The following is a 17542-nucleotide window of genomic DNA, read 5'->3' as shown; positions in this document are numbered from 1 at the left end:
TGCGCAGGCGCCAAGGAGACGTCGCATAGTACGGCTTAGTGCACCACCCTGCTAAGGTGGAGTACCCTTCACAGGGTACCGTGGGTTCAAATCCCACCGTCTCCGCACTGTAAGGCCCCCGACATCCCAGTGTTTTCAAGGGATGTGGGGGTTTTTCTTGGCCAAAATCCTCCCGTGGCAACACTTTGGCAACACTTGAGAACGTGGCAGCCTGATTCAGGAGGGTGGCAACGGCGTACAGGTCGGCATCGAAGAGGTCCGCGTAGATGTCCAGGGTCATCGCGGCGGAGGCGTGGCCGAGCATCCGCTGCACCGATTTCACGTTCGCGCCGACGCTCACGGCGAGACTCGCGGCCGTGTGCCGGAGGTCATGGAGGGGCAGGTGACAGAGCGTGATCTGGCGATGGTCGATTGGCTGGGCATTGTGCGTTGGCGGAAGTCGATGCGATCCGGTGGGCCCTGGGCGCGATCTGGGCGACGCACGATGCGATCGGGCGGCAGCCGCCGAACCTGTTCCGGCAGACCACAAGGCATGAGGTCTCGGTCGCGACGGTCTCGGCCCGATATCTCGCTCTCGGCTGGCCATGCTCTTGAAGTGCCAACGTGGCTCGCGCAGTTGTCAGAGTCGAATCTTGACCGGAACGATAGACGGGGGCGCCGTCGGCCCTCTGCGATGCAGCTCCTGAACACCTGTTCCGATATTTGATGCGATGAGGAGTCGTTGAAGACCAAGGTGGTCGTGCGGCAGTTGGCTCACATGTGCTGCCGCACGACCCGTGGATCGTCCTTTAGCTTGCGCTGCGCGCTCCGACTACTCCGCCGTCGACGAGGAGGTCGGTGCCGGTGATGAAGGAAGCCGTCGGGCCGAGGAGGAAGGCTGCGGCGTCGGCGATGTCGTTCGGGGTTCCGAGTCGGCCGGCGCCGGAGGACTCGATCATGGCACGCATGACGTCGCCGTGTTCGCCGTTGAGTTCCTGCTGGCCGAGTGGGGTGGCGATAACCCCGGGGCTGATCGAGTTCACGCGGGCTCCGCGGCGGCCCCAGGCGACGCTCGCGGCCTCGACGCGCAAGATGTTGCCGCGCTTGGCGTAACCGTACGCCGCACCGGGGTCGGTGAGGGCGCTGATGAACGGCAGCTGCGCGAGACTGGCCGGGTCATCGTTAGCGAGCGCCTCCTCGTCCTGCTGTGTCAGGTCGATGCCGTATCCGGCCATGCTGGAAATGACGAGACCGGCACCGCCTGCCTCGACGACGGCCGCGAACTCCTCCAGCATGTTTGCCACACCGACCAGGTCGACGGCGGTGATTGCGGCGGCGGATGCCTGGACGGGCGACAGTCCGGCGGTGTGGATGACCTGGAACACGGGGCCCAGGGCCGCCGCCTCCGCCGCGAGCGCGGCCATCGATTCGCGGGAGGACACGTCGACCTTGCGGTCTGTCACGTCGTACCCGTCGCCGCGCAGGGCGGTGCGCACCCGGTCGAGGGCATCCTGGCTGAAGTCGGCGATGAGGAGGCGCTTGCCGGTGCCCTGGCGGCGAGCGATGAGCTCACCCATGCCACCGACCCCGATGACGACGACGACTTCGCCCCTCAACTTCGACGGGAGGTTGACCGGGGCTGCGAGGTCGCCCGCCTCCTCTTCGGCGTCTTCGGAGGGCGCTTCGCCGCCATTGGCGCGCAGGACGAGGTCATCGATCACGGACTGGGGCATCTGTCCCTGGCTGAGGCTGACGAGTTTCTGGAGTGCGAGCATGCGAACCGGCCTCAGCGCCAATTCGGTCTGTCCGCCGCCCGCGAGCAGGTCCCGGATCAGAGGAGCACCCACCGGATGCTTCAACCACTCGCCGATCGAGGACTTCGCGGTGAGGGGCTTGTCTGTCTTCGCCATGGGATTCTCCTTAGTTATTTCCGGTGATCGTGAGCTGTTGCTTCAGCCACGCGAGCGCGTCTGCAGAATATTTTTTTGCTATAGGAGCGCTGATGGCGACCGATTCGAAAGCGTGGGGTGCACCGGGGACGACGACGAGAGTGCAGTCGACGCCCGCCGCCGAGAGTCCTTCCGCATAGCTGCGGTCCTCTGTGAAGAACAGTTCGATGTCGCCCGTCCCGATCCACGCGGCAGGCAGGCCGGAGAGGTCACGACGTCGCGACGGCGCCGCGTAGGCAGGAACCTCGGGACCGCCGGGCGCGTCACCGAGGTACGCAGTCCAGCCGGTCAGATTAGATCGGTTGTTCCAAAGGAAATTGTTCTCGGCGTCTCGCGTGCGGTCTGCTGCCGTCCGATCGTCAAGCATCGGGCAGAACAGGAGTTGTGCGATGGGCTGCACCGGAAGTTCGTCGTGGATGCGCAGCGCGAGGCCCGCAGCGAGGCCCCCACCCGCGCTTTGTCCGCCTACCGCGATGCGCTCCGGGTCGATGCCGCGTGCTTTCGCATTGTCCTGCAGCCAGCGCCACGCCTGGAGGCAGTCGTCGAGTGGGGCAGGATAGGGATTCTCGGGTGCGAGGCGGTACTCGACGGACACGGTGACGATGTCGAGCTCGTCGGCGATCTGGATGAGGCGCGCGTCTTCCTGCGACGCCGCGCCGATCACCATGCCACCGCCGTGTAGGAAGAGCAATGCGGCGCCGGATCCCCCCGAAGCGGGAGTGAAGACGCGCACGCCAGCACCTGGTCCGAAGTCGATCTTCTCGAAGGTCATTCCTGTGGGGCGCTTCGGTTGGGGCGCAGCACGGAGGAGTCGACGGATGGCCCTGATCCGCCACAGTCGCCCGGTCGGCAGGTTCGGGACGAAACGATAGATTGCGCGCAGTTCAGGGTTGAGCTGGGAAGCCTTGATGGGAATCTCCTTGGTTGCGCGGCGGATGCGCTAGCGCCGATATTACGATACATCTGCCTCGTAATGCGAGTACGAACTTATACTAGACACATGACGAATGCTGCGCGAGGGAGACCCCGCAGTGAATCCGTTCGACGCTCCATCCTGGAAGCAGCCCGGGACCTGATCGCCGAGCGCGGCTATCAGCAGCTCAGCTTTCAAGCGATCGCAACGCGGTCAGGGTGCGGGCGCCAGACGATCTACCGGTGGTGGGCCTCCAAGGCCCTCATCGTCGCGGACCTCGTATTGGAGGGGCAACTCACGCTGCCCCAGCAACCGGTGCCGGACACGGGATCGCTCGACGTCGACTTGACTGAGTGGCTCGAACGGATCACGGCGTCCCTCCGGGACCCTGCCGTCGCCGCGCTCACGCGTGCGCTGATCTCGGCGGCCTCCGACGATCAGGGTCACGCCCAACTGCTGTACGCCATGACGACCGGTCCCTATCACCAGGGCCTGGTTGATCGGCTCGCGCGCGGCCAGTCGCTCGGCCAGCTTCGTGAGGCCGCGGACCCCGCGGCACTCGCGGATGCGCTCATCGGGACGGTGCTGTTCAGAACCCTCATCGCGGGTGCTCAGCCGGCGGGAGCGTCCGCCGTCATTCGGGCACTCACGGCTCCGTGATTATTCTCGCGCCGCGCCGCGCCGCGCCACGCCACGGCTGGCATGGACATCGTGGGCTTCGAGGTGCGGGACCGGGCTGTCGGAGCTAGTCACCAGGGCGGTCCCCGAGCGCGTCGAAGCTTGTACTGATGATGTTGTCCGGCCAGGCCGACGTGTCATCGACAAGCGGATTTGGAACGTCATCGACAATTCCAACCTAAACGCAGTTTGTGTTGGAGAGTGAACGACGAATCAAAGTCGAGTTGGAACGAGATCTCAAATGCAAACGAGATAGGTGTACTAGGCAATCGAGAGGAGGCCCGTGCTCACATCCTGCCTGCAGCTCAAGCAAAATGCGTTTGTCGCGAGTGAGTCAACAGCACCCTAACTCCGTGAATCTACGGGATTCGCGGACCCTCGGCTGTGCTTCGAGCAGCCGGTTTCGACTACGGATCAAGAGGTCGGGAGCGACGACCGCGTCTGGGCTCCAAGAAGGGCCGTGGCAACAAAATGGCAACACTCGTACAAAAACCACGTGATCGAGCGACGTCCGAGTTATCGAACTTCCGCGTAATTATGCGGTTCGTGAGCGTCGAAGAGTCCAGATGATTGCTCGGCCAGAGTCCAAATCCCACCGTCTCCGCACTGTAAGGCCCCCGAGATCCGCGTAATTACGCGGAAGTCCGGGGGTCTTTTTCATTGCCCGGATTAGTCGGGGTCGGATTCGGGAGTACGGCCACTGGCGGAACCGTCCCGGAGCTGGGCCCAGTGGCGAAGCCGTGCGGAAATGGCTCGCTCATATCCCTCGGCGGAGGGTTCGTAGAAGGTCTGTCGGGGTATGCCCTCTGGGAAGAAGTTCGCGCCTGAGAACCCGTTCTCGGTGTCCGGGTCGTACTGATAGCCCTCGCCGTACCCGAGATCTTTCATGAGGCGGGTTGGGGCATTGAGGATGTGCGCGGGCGGCATCAGCGATCCGGTCCGCTTCGCGGCGGCGCGGGCCTTGTTGAATCCGCGATACACGCCGATCGACTTCGGCGCGGTTGCCAGGTAGATGACGGCCTGCGCGAGTGCGAGTTCTCCCTCTGGTGAACCGAGGCGATCATAGACGTCCCAGGCGGCGAGGGCCTGTTGAACGGCGTTCGGGTCGGCCATGCCGATATCCTCGGTGGCGAATCGGGTGATGCGGCGGGCGATGAACAGGGGGTCTTCACCGCCGTCGAGCATCCGTGCCAACCAGTACAGGGCTGCGTCTGGGTCGGAGCCGCGCATCGACTTGTGGAGAGCGGAGATGAGGTTGTAGTGGCCTTCCTGCGCTTTGTCGTACAGCGGTGCCCGTCTCTGCACGGCGGCCGCGAGGGCTGCCGGGTCGACGGGTGCGGGCAGGGCGTGTACCTGCTCGATCATGTTCAGCAGGTACCGGCCGTCACCGTCCGCCATCGCGATCAAAGCCTGACGCGCCTCATCGGTCAGCGGTAGCGGCTGACCGATGAGCGCTTCGGCGCGGGTGATGAGCGTGCTGAGCGCAACGTCGTCGAGGCGCTTCAGAACGAAGACCTGGGTGCGGGAGAGCAGTGCTCCGTTGAGTTCGAAGCTGGGGTTCTCCGTGGTCGCGCCGACGAGGATGACGGTGCCGTCTTCGACGTAGGGAAGGAACGAGTCCTGCTGGGCGCGGTTGAAGCGGTGGATCTCGTCGACGAACAGCAGCGTGCCTTGACCGACCTCGCGCCGGCGCCGCGCTGCTTGAAACACTTTTCGAAGGTCGGCGACGCCGGCGAAGGTGGCAGAAAGGGGTTCGAACGCGAGGTTGGTCTGCTCGGCGAGAAGCCGCGCGATCGTGGTCTTGCCGCACCCGGGTGGCCCCCAGAGCACCATCGACATGAGTCTCTGTGCGTTGACCATTCGCCCGATCGGTGCGTCCGCCCCAAGAACATGGACCTGCCCGATGACGTCGTTCAGGGTGCGCGGCCGGAGCCGATCAGCCAGCGGCCGTGACTCGTCGTCGATGTCGAAGAGAGACGGTGTCTCGCTCACGACTGCCGCTTGTCAAAATAGTGACCGCTCGTGATCGTGCCGACGCTAGGGGTGTGCTGCTGCAGCTGCCCGCGCGAGAGCGTCACAGTCCGCTCCGGTGGCCGAACAGTTCGGGATCGACCGGGCGTTTTGCGCGTGGCAGATTCTCGACCACGAGGAGGTAGGACTCGGTGACGAGATCGTCGATGAGAGACTCGTGCAGGTCTCCGCCTGGATTCAAGGTGATCCAGTGCTGCTTGTTCATGTGGTAGCCCGGCGTGATGTCCTTGTGCTGCTGGCGGAGAGCTCGGCTGTCTTCCGGGTCCGCCTTGACGATCACGATCGATTCACCAGTAATTTCGGTGATCAGCATGAAGACCTTTCCACGGACTTTGAATACTTCCCAGTCGGGTCCGAAGGGGTGCTCGAGCTCCGCGCCGGGAAGCTCCCCGACGCGCTCTCGGGCGTGTTGCTGGAGTGTGTCACCCTGCATGTCGTCCTCCTGGGGTCACTGCCCGTTTCTGGGCTTTCTGAATCTGCGTACAATGGTACATACTTTGTCTGACATCGAGGAGGTTGTGTGAGGAAGGGCAAGCCGAATGACCCGGAGCGCCGAACCCGGATCCTTCGGGCAGCACTGGAGGTCATCGCGTCAGAAGGCGTGCACGCGGCGTCATATCGACGCATCGCCGTGCAGGCCGGCGTGCCGCTCGGGTCCACGACGTACTATTTCGCCGACCTGGAGACGTTGATCGTCAGCGCGTTCGAGACCTTGAGAGACGGACTCGAACCGCGATACGCGGCCCCGATGCGCGACGCCCGTCTCGACACTGATGTCGTTGACGCGCTCGTGGCCGCCACGTGCGGGTCGACAGCTCCAACGCTCACGGACATCCGCTTGTATGAGGAGATGCACCTCTACGGCGCGCGCAGTCCCCGGGTTGCGGAAGTCCTCCGCGACCTCCAAGAGGAGTCCCTCATGGTTCTTCGCCGCTCTCTGCCTGATGGCACGGCCCGTGCTGTCGACGCCCTCATGTGGGGGTGGTGGAGCTACCGGGCACTCCACCCCGGCGATCCGCTCGATCAGGGCATGGTGCGCAGCGCCTATCGAGCTCTGGTCGATATAGCCGTCACCCGCATGGAGCGCGGCGACCGGCGAGGAGTAGCCGAGAGCACCCCCGGCGTCTAACGGCGGGGGTGCACCGTGAGAACGGTCTTTCCGACAGCCCGTCGTTCATCCAGGGCGGCGACCGCTTCGGCGGCCTCCTCGAATGCCACCACCTCGTGGATCACCGGGGCGAGCGCGCCTCGAGCGACGACCGGTGCCAGGCGTTCCCATTGGGCCGTAAGCGAGACGGAGCAGGTCGGCATCAGTCCCTCCCACGCGACGCCGATGATGGTCGTGTTGTTCAGGAGCAGGCGGTTCACCTTCACGGTGGGGATGCTGCCGCCCGTGAAACCGAGAACGAGGAGCCGCCCGCGGGTCGCCAGCGCACGCAGCGAGTCGGTGAACCGTTCGCCACCGACAGGATCGAGCACCATGTCCACCCCGCGGCCGTTCGTGATTCTGCGAGTCTCGCTCAGGAAGTCGTGAGGCCGGATGACGTGGTCTGCCCCGACGTCTCGCGCCAGTTGCGCCTTTTCCGGCGTGGAGACGACGGCGATGACCTCGGCGCCGCGCAGCTTCGCCTGTTGGGTGAGTGCGACTCCGAGACCGCCCGCGGCGCCATGGATGAGCACCGTCTCGCCCGCACGGAGATTGCCGCGTTCCCCCAGGGCGAATTCTGCGCTCAGGACGTTGATGGGCATGGCCGCCGCCGCGATGAAGTCGATCTCATCCGGAAGGGGCAGGACGCGATCCGCAGGCGTGACCACAAAGTCTGCGAACGCGCCAGAACCGGCAACGCCGAGAACGCGGTCGCCGGCCGTGAATCCCGAGTCGGCATCGGCGTCGACGACGATCCCGGAGAACTCGCTCCCAATTGTGAACGGAACCGGGACGCGCAGCTGGTACTCGCCCCGAGATTGCAGCACATCCGGGTAGGCGATCCCTGCGGCATGAACCTCTACGAGCACTTCGCCTCGTGCGCGGACGGGAATCGGGATCGTGTGTGTTTCGAGTAGCCGGGGTCCACCGTGTGTGGTGTTCCGCACTGCCCGCATTGTCGTCGCACGTGAGTTCATACGTTCAATCATGCCGACAAGTGACTTTGCGTCGGCCGCCAGACCTGGGATCTTCCGCGCGCCAACAGAGCCCGGGGCGAAAGTCATCCCTGGAGCGGCACGGCGCCAGCGGTGACAGCCCCGAGAATTCAGGCGCCAGATTGGTGAATCAGCGCGATCCACCTGCGTCGACTCGACGCAGTTGCGTACCCACGATCAGAAAGAAGGCCCCGAGTCCGCCGGCGAAGGCGCTGACCCCGTAGGCGAGCACGGACGTCAGCAGCGAGGTGCGCAGCGATGCCCCTGTTGAAAGCGCCGCGCTCTGTTTGCGCAGCTCGACTGCCTCGTCGCTGGTCGCGTCAAGGCCTCTCAGGGCCGCACTGATATCGGCGAATGTGCGCCCACCCGCTCCGCGCTCAGCATTGTTCTTGATGACGAGCGCCTCGACGTAGGCCGTCACCGGCCCCTGCACCGTCTTGCCCGCGAGAATGGGCGCGTTGCCGGGTACTGTGATCTTTTCATCGCGCAGCTGCTTCGTGACCGTGAGCCACGCACCTGCTCCGACGGCGACGAAAAGCGAACCGGTCGCAATGGTAAGACCTGCGGTGCGGCGAAGGGCGATTGCAGTGGGCAACGACGACATCGATCATCCTTTCGTGAAGCGGAACACTCGAGTGTCACACAGTTCTGCATGCCGACTCCAGATGAAACTCGCTTGTGACGTGAGATCCGATTGCACCGAGCCCGCCGCCCGTCCCTGCTGCGTTCTGGTTGAACCGGTTGGCGTTAGACGGTCGCCGAACACGGCCATAGGCTGGTAAGCGGTCCGCCTCGCTGAACTGCGGGAGTCGCGGGCGGTTTGCTGATCCATTGTCCAGGAGGAATCCATGACCGAATTCGCCCCCGTTGATCCCACGTCTACCGACGCTTGGAGTCAGCTCGCCGGCATCGCCGAGGGATTCTCGCCTGATCTCCGCGAGTGGTTCGCCACCGACCCGGGACGAGCTGGTCGCTACACCTTGCAGGCCGGCGACCTCACGGTCGACCTGTCGAAGAATCTCCTGACCGAAGAGATCCTGGCCCACCTCGTGCAGCTCGCGAAGGACGTCGACGTCTCAGGCCGGTTCAACGCCATGATCACCGGCGAGCACATCAACGTCACCGAAGACCGTGCGGTTCTCCACACGGCGCTCCGCCGCCCGAAGAATGGCGCAGACCTCGTGCCGCCGACCGGCTTCGTCGTCGACGGTGCGGATGTCGACGCCGACGTCCACGCCACACTCGACAAGGTCTACGCATTCGCCGACAAGGTGAGGTCCGGCGCGTGGACCGGTATAACGGGCAAGGCCATTAAGACTGTCGTCAACATCGGGATCGGCGGGTCCGACCTCGGCCCCGTCATGGTCTACGAAGCGTTGAAACCGTATGTGCAGGCGGGCCTCGAGTGCCGCTTCGTCTCGAACATCGACCCGACGGATGTCTACGAGAAGACGGCGAACCTGGACCCGGAGACCACCCTTTTCATTGTCGCGTCCAAGACGTTCGGTACCCTCGAGACCCTCACGAACGCCCGGTTGGCACGCGAGTGGCTCTGGAACCAGCTCCTCGCCTCCGGCGCCATCGAGGACACTGACGCCGCCCGTGCTGCGGCCGTCGCCAAGCACTTCGTCGCCGTGTCGACCGCCCTCGACAAGGTCGCCGCATTCGGCATCGATCCCGAGAACGCCTTTGGATTCTGGGACTGGGTCGGCGGCCGTTTCTCGATCGACTCCGCCATCGGCACGTCCGTGGTCGTCGCCATCGGCCCGGACAACTGGCGCGAATTCCTGTCCGGTTTCCACACCATCGATGAGCACATGCGCACGGCGCCCCTCGAGCAGAACGTCCCGGTCCTGATGGGTCTTCTCAACGTCTGGTACTCCAACTTCCTCAAGGCCCAGAGCCATGCTGTGCTCCCATACGCCCAGTACCTCCACCGCTTCCCGGCGTACCTCCAGCAGCTCACCATGGAATCGAACGGAAAGAGCGTCCGCTGGGACGGGACAAGCGTCACGACCGACACCGGTGAGATCTTCTGGGGCGAACCGGGCACGAACGGACAGCACGCCTTCTACCAGCTCATCCACCAGGGCACGCGCCTGGTCCCCGCGGACTTCATCGCGGTCGCGAATCCCGCCCACCCGTTGAAGGATGAGACGGGCGACGGCGCCGCCGTCGAGCCAGGACAGGACGTCCACGGGCTGTTCATGGCGAACTTCTTCGCCCAGACGAAGGCGCTCGCCTTCGGGAAGACGGCCGCGGAGGTTCGTGCAGAAGGCACGGACGAGTCCGTGGTGCCGGCCCGCTCGTTCAGCGGGAACCGTCCGACGACGTCGATCCTCGCGCCGGCCCTCACGCCGAGCGTCGTCGGCCAGCTCATCGCGCTCTACGAGCACATCGTGTTCACCGAAGGCACGATCTGGGGCATCGATTCGTTCGACCAGTGGGGCGTCGAACTGGGCAAGCAGCTTGCGCTTCAGGTCGCTCCCGCCGTCGACGGGGATGCGGACGCACTCGCAGCCCAGGACTCCTCGACGAAGGCCCTGATCTCGAAGTACCTCGAGCTGCGCAACTGACGCCGACCGGGTACGTCACGCATGGTGACGTACCCGGTAGGGGTCTCCGGTCGCTCCTAGTCGTAGATGACCGCGAGACCCTGGCGCTTGAGTTCGGCGAGACCGTCGCGCATGGCCTGGAGCCGGTCGGGGGAGTGCCCTGTCCAGTCCTCGAGTTCGCCGACGATCGTGACCGGCTCCGTGGTGCGGTACGACAGGGTCGGGTTCCCGGGGAACTTCTTGTCCGTCACGTTGGGGTCGTCTTCGAGGGCACCCGTCGGTTCGACGATGTAGATCCGGCCGCGGCCGTCTCCGGCCGCGAGCTCGGCCCCCCACGTCGCGGCATCCAGGGTCGCCGTCAGGTAGACGTAGTTCGTCGTCCGTCCCGCTTCGAAGTTGGACCCGCGCCCGGGCACCAACAGGTCCCCCACGGCCAGGTCGGCTTTCGTGCCGTGAAAGAGGGCCCCCGATTCGTGGACTTCGAATGGTGTGGGTTCGTTTGTCATGCGCACTCCCTGAAAGGTCGATTCACGATCGTACCCGGCCGACCCCGTGCGAGAACAGGGCGGTCAGGCGAACGTCCGGATGGCGCTCACCCGCAGGAGGTCGAGCCTGGCAGCATCCGTTGAGCCAGGAACCACCGTGTACACGACGATCTTCAGGTCACTCCCGGGCGCCGCAAGGACATCGCAATCGAAGGTGATCGGGCCGACGAGGGCGTTCTGCACGGTCTTGCGGGACTCGCGGTGTTCCCCGAACGTCGCCGAACTCCATAACCGTTCGAACTCCTCCGAGGTCGCGCGCAGGTCGGCGATGAGTTCAGAGAGCGCGGTGTCGTCCGGGTACCGGGTCGAGGCCACGTGAACATCGGCGACGAGGTCCCGATGGAACTCAACGAGGTGCTCCGGGCTGTGCTCGACGAACGACGGGCCCCCGGCGAACCGGTTCCAGAGCAGGTTGGAACCGCGTCCCGCCGCCGGAGCCTCACCGAACAAGGTCAGCCAGAGGTCGTTGACCAGCAGGGCATCCCAGGCGGCAGAGAAGACCGCGACGGGGACTTCACTGAGCCGGTCGACGATGTGCCGAACTCCCGGCGTCACGTGCCGGGGGACCATGGTCTTCGTCGGCACCGCTACCCCGCCGATGCGGAACAGGTGGTCCCGTTCGTCGTTGGTGAGTCGAAGCGCGCGGGCGAGCGACCCGAGCACCTGCGGTGACGGATGCGTGGCGCGGCCCTGCTCGAGACGAACGACGTAGTCGACGCTGAGGTTGGCGAGCATCGCGAGCTCCTCGCGGCGCAGCCCGGGCGAGCGTCGGTCTCCACCGGACGGCAAACCCGCCTCAACGGGAGAGATCCGGTCGCGCCACGCGCGAAGCAGGGAAGCGAGTTCTGGCATGGCTCCACTCTGCCCTTCCCGGCTGGGCAGCGGGTGGTACTGGCAATCCCAGCAAGTGTCGCGGGCACGCCCGCAGGCTGGAATCATGACAACAACACTCATCACCGGTGCCAACAAGGGCCTCGGACTCGAAACCGCCCGCCGCCTCCTCCGGGCCGGACACACCGTCTATGCCGGCATGCGCGACACGGCCAACGGCACGGATGCTGCGGCTCTCGGCGCCCACGTCCTGCAGCTGGACGTCACGGACGACGAGTCCGTCGCATCCGCGATCGCCTCACTACCCGAGCTGGACGTTCTGATCAACAACGCCGGGATCGTCGGCTCGCACGCCGGAGTCGACGAATTCGGTGCGGACGACCTGGCCGCGGTCTTCGACACCAACGTGTACTCGATCGTCCGCGTCACCCGGGCCGCCCTGCCGCTGCTCAGAGCGTCCGGCAACGCCCGGATCGTCAACGTCGCCAGTGGGCTCGGGTTCCCGCGTTTTGTCACAGACCCCGCCCGCGTCGAATCGACGATCACCGGCCTCGGCTACATGACGTCCAAGGCCGCGGTGATCATGCTCACCCTGCAGTACAGCAAAATGCTGCCGTCGATGCGGGTGAACACGATCGATCCGGGCTACACGTCCACCGATCTCAACGGTCACAGCGGCCCGCAGACCGTAACCGAGGGCACGGATGCTGCGGTGGCGATGGCGACGATCGGTCACGACGGTCCGACCGGAACGTTCAGCGACCGTGACGGTCTCATCGCCTACTGACGTTCCGGGTACTGGCAGGACCTCCCACCCTCGAGGGATGTGACGTACCGTTTTGGCGTGGACAACAAGACCGAGATTCGTGACTTCCTGGTGACGCGGCGGGCACGCATCACGCCCGAACAGGCCGGGCTGCCTGACTTCGGTGGGAAGAGGAGAGTCGCCGGACTCCGCCGCGAAGAGGTCGCGATGCTCGCCGGGGTGAGTGTGGACTATTACGTCAGGCTCGAACGCGGCAACCTCGGCGGCGTCTCCGAGAGTGTCCTCGAGGCCCTGGTGCGTGCTCTCCAGCTCGATGAAACCGAGCGGGCTCACCTGTTCGACCTGGCACGGACGGCCAATGCTTCTGTCGGTACGCGGCGGCGACCAGCCGTCAGCCGGGTTCGCCCCGGTGTCATCATGGTGCTGGATTCGATCGCCGCACCGGCGTGGCTGCGTAACGGGCGGATGGACATCCTCGCGACGAACGCTCTGGGGCGCGCGTTGTACGCGCCGGTCTTCGACGGCCCGCTGACGCCCCCCAACACCGCGCGGTTCGCGTTCCTCGATCCGAGAGCGGTCGACTTCTGGCCCGACTGGAACCTGATCGCTTCCGGCACGGTCGCGACGCTCCGGGCGGAAGCGGGCAAGAACCCGTATGACAAGGGCCTGACCGACCTGATCGGGGAGCTCTCGACGAGAAGTGAGGAGTTCCGCATCCGCTGGGCTGCCCACGATGTCTACCAACACACGTCAGGGGAGAAACGGCTCCACCACCCCGTGGTCGGCGACCTCGAACTCACCTACGAGGCCATGCAGCTTGTGACGGACGAGGGGCTCACCCTGCTCGTGTACGGCGCCGAGCCGGGCACGAAGTCCGCAGACGCCCTCGGCCTCCTGGCGAGCTGGGCTGCGACAGAGGCGCGGGAATCTCGCGCCCTGTCGATCGATGAGCACCACGCGGGCTGAGGAACCCCAGCCCGCCAACGAAAGGAAGAACCAGATGGACTACCGCCTCTTGGGACGCACCGGTGTAGAAGTGAGCCCCCTGTGCCTCGGCACGATGATGTTCGGTGCCTGGGGCAACCAGGACGTCGACGACTCGATCCGGGTCATCCACCACGCCCTGGATGCCGGGATCAACTTCGTCGACACTGCCGACGTCTACTCCGGAGGCGGATCAGAGGAGATCGTCGGGAAGGCCCTCGCGGGACGTCGTGACGATGTCGTCCTCGCCACCAAGTTCTTCATGCCGATGGGGAAGGGCCCGAACCAGAGCGGCGGGTCTCGGAAGTGGATCATGCAGGCCGTCGAAGGCTCACTGCGCCGCCTCGGGACCGACTACCTCGACCTGTACCAGGTGCACCGCCCGAGCGCCGCGATGGACGTCGAAGAGACGCTCGGCGCGCTGACCGATCTGGTCAGGCAGGGAAAGGTCCGTTATATCGGCTCGTCGTCGTATTCCGGCAGCCAGATCGTCGAGGCGCAGGTGGCCGCACGCGACCGGAACCTCGCCAGGTTCGTCACCGAACAGCCGCCCTATTCGCTCCTCGTCCGCGGCATCGAGCAGGACGTCCTTCCCACGGCACGTCGCTACGGCATGGGCACCCTCACGTACAGCCCACTCGCCGGCGGGTGGCTCTCCGGCAAGTGGCGCAAGGACGCCGCTCCCGTCCCGACCTCGGCGGCACGCCCGAGCGCCCGTTTCGATATGACGAGCGTCGCCAACCAGCAGAAGCTCGAGGTCGTCGACGCCCTCGCCCGGGTCGCTGACGAGGCCGGTCTCACACTGATCCAGATGGCGATAGCATTCGTGATCAACCACCCGGGAGTCACCTCGGCGATCATCGGCCCGCGCACGATGGAGCAACTCATCTCGCAGCTTCCCGCCGCGGACGTGATCCTTTCCACCGAGGTGCTCGACGCGATCGACGCTCTCGTCGCCCCCGGCGTCACCTTGAACCCCGACGACAACAGCTACGGAGCGACCGAGCTCACCCCGGCCGCGCGCCGCCGCTGACGATCGCCGTCCTGTCTCCGCGAGAGCGGAGTTTTGGCCCTTAAACCATGGGTTTAAGGGCCAAAACTCCGCTCTCGCGGTAGGGCGGATGCTGCGAGGCCGACGATGAGACCGTGCGAAGGTCAGACCGTGCGCGGGGCCTTCGCGAGGTTGGCCTCGAGCTCGGCGGTGTTCTGGCGGATCACGTAGGCCGGGCGGTCGCGCTCGACTCGCCAGCTCTCGGAGAGCGGGCCGATGTTCACGGTGTCGAAGCCGAATTCGTCATACAGCTTCGTGACGAAGTCGGAGGCATCCGCGAAGTCAGACGAGGTCGCGAGCGCGCGCCGCGCCGGGTCGCCGGCGGGGTGCGCGTCTCCGGTGATGTCGACGGCCATGATGTGGTTGAAGCCCTTCGCGACCCGGGACGTGGGCAGGTGCGCCTGCAGCATGCCGGTGACGGTCGCCTCGCCCTTGTCGAGGGCGTCGATGTGGCCGTCGCGTTCGAAGTAGTAGTTGTTGGTGTCGATCACGATCTTGCCGGCGAGTGGCTCGACGGGCACGTCCGCGTATGCCTTGAGCGGCACGGTCACGACGGCGACGTCTGCGGCCTCTGCCGCCTGGACGGCGGTTCCGGCCGTCGCCTTCGGGCCGAGTTCGGCCACGAGGTCCGCGAGGGTCTCCGGGCCGCGAGAGTTGCTGATCACGACGTCGTAGCCGCTCTCGATCGCCTTGCGGGCGACCTGGCTGCCGATGTTTCCTGCTCCGATGATTCCGATAGTTGTCATGATCGCGACAACGAGGTCCGGGCGGAAAATGTTCCCGCATCAGCGACAAGTACGCGCCTGGCGAAATCGTTCACACGGCGAATCGGGTGATGGCCGCGGCCGGCCCTCCGCCGGGAACGTCGTCGGCGCGGACCGCGAGCACCCGCGCGCCCGAGAGCAGGGCCCGGCGGGCGATCTCGTCCACGACGCCGTAGTTGTGGGCGTCGTCGTCGACGTCGTCGAAGGTGATCGCACCGGATTCCTCGTCGACGTACCCCGGGATCTTCCGGTCGATGTCGACAACGAGGGTGTCGATGGCGCCGTAGGTGGCGGCACGGGCGATATCGCTGAGGTCGGTGGCGCCGCGGCCCTCGTTGAAACGGGCCTCGATCAGATCGGAGAGTTCACCGAGCTGGGCGGCATAGAGCCGGTCCAGCACGGGACGCGCGACGGCCGCGAGCTCCTCGGGAGTCCGTTCGTCGGGGTTTCCTTCGATGGTCGGGGCGGCGAGGAGCGGATACCCGCTGACCCCGCGGAAGATGCTGTTCAACGGTTCCGCGGTGGCCAGAATGAGTGGCAGGCCCGAACCCGTCACGAGTGGCCTGATCGCGGCATCCACCGATCGGGAATACTGGGCGAGGCGCACCTTCTGCCCCTCTGAGCCCTGGATGCGCCCGGACGGTGATCGGCCGCTGATCGACGGAAGACCGACGGCGCTCGCCGCGTCAGCAGGCAGGCCGGGCACGTCGACGACGTATGCTCCCGCGTCCGGCGAGACCTCGACCAGCCGGGCCGCATTCTGCGACACGGCGAGCACGAACGCCGTTTGCGGGAAGGTGATCGCCCGGAGCAGGGGCTTGATGTACAGGCGATCGGCCACCTCGAGCACGGAGGGGAGCACGTTGGGCACCCGAAACGTCTGCAGGTGGCCCGAGTAGTGGAAGATCGCGAGCGACCGCGACAGGTAGGACCAGAACTGACGGTCCTGGATGAGGTCCGCGATCGCGTCCTCGAGCTCTTCGACGGCGGCCCGGCCCGCCCCGGCCTCGGTGAGCTGCCGGGCTGCGGCCGCAACCTGGTTGCGGAGCTCGATCCGGGACGGTTCGGATTCGGTCGGAACCGGACTCGTGGGCAGATAGATCGAGACGCAGAACGGTTCCCGCACGGCCGCCAGCTGCCGGATCGACGTTGGATTGGGGATGTCGGTGTGCAGCATGTCTGGCCCGTACCTTCCGGAGAGTCGTTGTCTGGTTTCTCGTGCGTCCCCCGCGACGACGACAGTGTAGCCCCGGCTCCGGAGGGCCGCGCGGCGCATCCGTGCAGCTGCGGGCCGTAGTGTTCCAGTGAGGTCCGATCGCCAGGATGTCTGGTTCGGGCCGGTCGCGACTGAGAGGGATTGAACATGGAGTATCGCCGTTTGGGCAAGTCCGGGCTGCAGGTCAGCGAGGTGTCCCTCGGGTCGTGGGTGACGTTCGGCAAGCAGGTGCGCGAGGACGACGCGCTGGCGTTGATGACGCTCGCCTATGACTCGGGGATCAACTTCTTCGACAACGCCGAAGGCTATGAAGCAGGTGCATCGGAGGCCCTGATGGGGGCCGCGCTGGAGAAGCTCGGCTGGGACCGTGATTCCTACGCCGTGTCGTCGAAGGTCTTCTGGGGCGGATCGAAGCCCACACAGCGGGGCTTGTCGCGCAAGCACGTGACCGAAGCCTGCCATGCCGCGCTGAAGCGCCTGCGGGTGGACTACCTCGACCTCTACTTCTGCCACCGTCCCGACATCGATACGCCGATCGAAGAGACGGTCTGGGCGATGCACAACCTCATCATGCAAGGCAAGGTGCTGTACTGGGGAACGTCGGAGTGGAGTGCGCAGCAGATCACCGAGGCCCACGCCGTCGCCCGTGCCCTGCACATCACGCCGCCGACCATGGAACAGCCGCAGTACAACATGTTCACGCGCCAGAAGGTGGAGAGCGAGTTCCTGCCGTTGTACGACACCTTCGGCCTCGGCACGACCATCTGGTCGCCGCTGGCCTCCGGGGTCCTCACCGGCAAGTACAACGACGGGGTTCCCTCGGACAGCCGGATGAACCTCCCGGGCTACGAGTGGCTCAGGGCGGAGTGGGAATCCGAAGCCGGGAAGGCCAAGCTCGAGAAGGTCCGCAGACTGGCGATCGTCGCCTCGGATGCCGGGCTGCCGTTGACGCACCTGGCGCTGCTCTGGTGCCTGCGCAACCCGCGGGTGTCGACGGTGATCCTGGGGGCGAGTAAGAAGGAACAACTGGCCGACAACCTCGCGGCCCTGGACTCGAAGGCCGCTCTGACCGCCGAGGTGGTCGCAGCGATCGAGGAGATCCTCGGCAACGAACCGCCTGCCCCCCAGCGCTACTGAC

General features: G+C 65.6%; 17 protein-coding genes, 1 tRNA gene and 1 pseudogene. 8 read left to right on the top strand and 11 right to left on the bottom strand.

Annotated features, from left to right (window positions below):
• Nucleotides 1–14: 14 nt before the first annotated feature.
• Nucleotides 15–105, top strand: a tRNA-Ser gene (locus tag E3O39_RS16745).
• Between the two features lie 103 nt (nt 106–208).
• On the opposite strand, the pseudogene E3O39_RS16740 reads toward E3O39_RS16745, so the two are convergent.
• From E3O39_RS16740 to E3O39_RS16730, 3 genes and pseudogenes are all read right to left on the bottom strand, one after another.
• Nucleotides 209–373, bottom strand: a pseudogene (locus tag E3O39_RS16740) (tyrosine-type recombinase/integrase); the annotation flags it as partial.
• 415 nt (nt 374–788) lie between these two features.
• Nucleotides 789–1889, bottom strand: a complete 1101-nt coding sequence (locus E3O39_RS16735) for an SDR family oxidoreductase (RefSeq protein ID WP_241985116.1) — start codon at nt 1887–1889, stop codon at nt 789–791.
• 10 nt (nt 1890–1899) lie between these two features.
• Nucleotides 1900–2700 carry an alpha/beta hydrolase gene (locus tag E3O39_RS16730; protein WP_198413462.1) on the bottom strand — a complete coding sequence of 267 codons (801 nt, stop codon included), beginning with the start codon at nt 2698–2700 and terminating at the stop codon, nt 1900–1902.
• A 228-nt stretch (nt 2701–2928) separates the two neighbouring features.
• Here E3O39_RS16730 and E3O39_RS16725 point away from each other — a divergent pair, with 228 nt between their 5' ends.
• A complete protein-coding gene (locus E3O39_RS16725) occupies nt 2929–3501 on the top strand; it encodes a TetR/AcrR family transcriptional regulator (RefSeq protein ID WP_166787370.1) in 573 nt (190 codons plus the stop codon).
• Nucleotides 3502–4188: 687 nt separating this feature from the next.
• Here E3O39_RS16725 and E3O39_RS16720 read toward each other — a convergent pair.
• Nucleotides 4189–5511 (bottom strand): replication-associated recombination protein A, encoded by a 1323-nt coding sequence (locus tag E3O39_RS16720; RefSeq protein ID WP_134449148.1) that lies wholly within the window; start codon nt 5509–5511, stop codon nt 4189–4191.
• Nucleotides 5512–5593: 82 nt separating this feature from the next.
• Complete coding sequence (locus E3O39_RS16715) at nt 5594–5983, bottom strand: MmcQ/YjbR family DNA-binding protein (RefSeq protein WP_134449147.1); 390 nt, start codon at nt 5981–5983, stop codon at nt 5594–5596.
• Between the two features lie 87 nt (nt 5984–6070).
• On the opposite strand from E3O39_RS16715, the gene E3O39_RS16710 reads away from it, so the two are divergent.
• Nucleotides 6071–6679 (top strand): TetR/AcrR family transcriptional regulator, encoded by a 609-nt coding sequence (locus tag E3O39_RS16710; RefSeq protein WP_134449146.1) that lies wholly within the window; start codon nt 6071–6073, stop codon nt 6677–6679.
• On the opposite strand, the gene E3O39_RS16705 is transcribed toward E3O39_RS16710, so the two are convergent.
• Both E3O39_RS16705 and E3O39_RS16700 read right to left on the bottom strand, forming a co-directional pair.
• The gene (locus E3O39_RS16705) at nt 6676–7566 is read right to left on the bottom strand and encodes an NADPH:quinone oxidoreductase family protein (RefSeq protein WP_241975245.1); all 891 of its coding nucleotides are present in this window, start codon (nt 7564–7566) and stop codon (nt 6676–6678) included. The genes E3O39_RS16710 and E3O39_RS16705 overlap by 4 nt on opposite strands.
• 256 nt (nt 7567–7822) lie before the next feature.
• Nucleotides 7823–8296: an aromatic ring-opening dioxygenase LigA gene (locus tag E3O39_RS16700; RefSeq protein ID WP_134449145.1), complete on the bottom strand. Its 474-nt coding sequence runs from the start codon at nt 8294–8296 to the stop codon at nt 7823–7825.
• 244 nt (nt 8297–8540) lie between these two features.
• Between E3O39_RS16700 and pgi the strand changes: the two genes are divergently transcribed.
• A complete protein-coding gene (gene pgi / locus E3O39_RS16695; protein WP_134449144.1) occupies nt 8541–10268 on the top strand; it encodes a glucose-6-phosphate isomerase in 1728 nt (575 codons plus the stop codon).
• 56 nt (nt 10269–10324) lie between these two features.
• On the opposite strand, the gene arr is transcribed toward pgi, so the two are convergent.
• Both arr and E3O39_RS16685 read right to left on the bottom strand, forming a co-directional pair.
• Nucleotides 10325–10753: an NAD(+)--rifampin ADP-ribosyltransferase gene (arr, locus tag E3O39_RS16690; RefSeq protein ID WP_134449143.1), complete on the bottom strand. Its 429-nt coding sequence runs from the start codon at nt 10751–10753 to the stop codon at nt 10325–10327.
• A gap of 63 nt (nt 10754–10816) precedes the next feature.
• Complete coding sequence (locus tag E3O39_RS16685; RefSeq protein ID WP_134449142.1) at nt 10817–11644, bottom strand: helix-turn-helix transcriptional regulator; 828 nt, start codon at nt 11642–11644, stop codon at nt 10817–10819.
• Nucleotides 11645–11729: 85 nt separating this feature from the next.
• On the opposite strand from E3O39_RS16685, the gene E3O39_RS16680 reads away from it, so the two are divergent.
• The 3 genes from E3O39_RS16680 to E3O39_RS16670 are packed head-to-tail and all read left to right on the top strand — an operon-like array spanning nt 11730 to nt 14406.
• Complete coding sequence (locus tag E3O39_RS16680; RefSeq protein WP_134449141.1) at nt 11730–12410, top strand: SDR family NAD(P)-dependent oxidoreductase; 681 nt, start codon at nt 11730–11732, stop codon at nt 12408–12410.
• Between the two features lie 57 nt (nt 12411–12467).
• Nucleotides 12468–13355: a helix-turn-helix transcriptional regulator gene (locus tag E3O39_RS16675; protein ID WP_134449140.1), complete on the top strand. Its 888-nt coding sequence runs from the start codon at nt 12468–12470 to the stop codon at nt 13353–13355.
• A gap of 34 nt (nt 13356–13389) precedes the next feature.
• Complete coding sequence (locus E3O39_RS16670) at nt 13390–14406, top strand: aldo/keto reductase (protein ID WP_134449139.1); 1017 nt, start codon at nt 13390–13392, stop codon at nt 14404–14406.
• A 122-nt stretch (nt 14407–14528) separates the two neighbouring features.
• Here the strand turns inward: E3O39_RS16670 and E3O39_RS16665 are convergent, their stop codons facing one another.
• Together E3O39_RS16665 and E3O39_RS16660 are read right to left on the bottom strand one after the other, a co-directional pair.
• Nucleotides 14529–15170: an NADPH-dependent F420 reductase gene (locus E3O39_RS16665; RefSeq protein WP_134449138.1), complete on the bottom strand. Its 642-nt coding sequence runs from the start codon at nt 15168–15170 to the stop codon at nt 14529–14531.
• A gap of 70 nt (nt 15171–15240) precedes the next feature.
• Entirely contained in the window at nt 15241–16365 is a 1125-nt protein-coding gene (locus E3O39_RS16660; RefSeq protein WP_134449137.1) for a hypothetical protein, read from the bottom strand.
• A gap of 186 nt (nt 16366–16551) precedes the next feature.
• Between E3O39_RS16660 and E3O39_RS16655 the strand changes: the two genes are divergently transcribed.
• On the top strand, nt 16552–17541 hold the full coding sequence (locus tag E3O39_RS16655) for an aldo/keto reductase (RefSeq protein WP_134449136.1): 990 nt from the start codon (nt 16552–16554) through the stop codon (nt 17539–17541).
• Nucleotide 17542 lies beyond the last annotated feature (1 nt).

The sequence above is a fragment of the Cryobacterium sp. MDB2-A-1 genome, assembly GCF_004402675.1.
Lineage (GTDB): Bacteria > Actinomycetota > Actinomycetes > Actinomycetales > Microbacteriaceae > Cryobacterium > Cryobacterium glucosi.
This window is presented reverse-complemented; position numbering and strand designations above follow the sequence as displayed.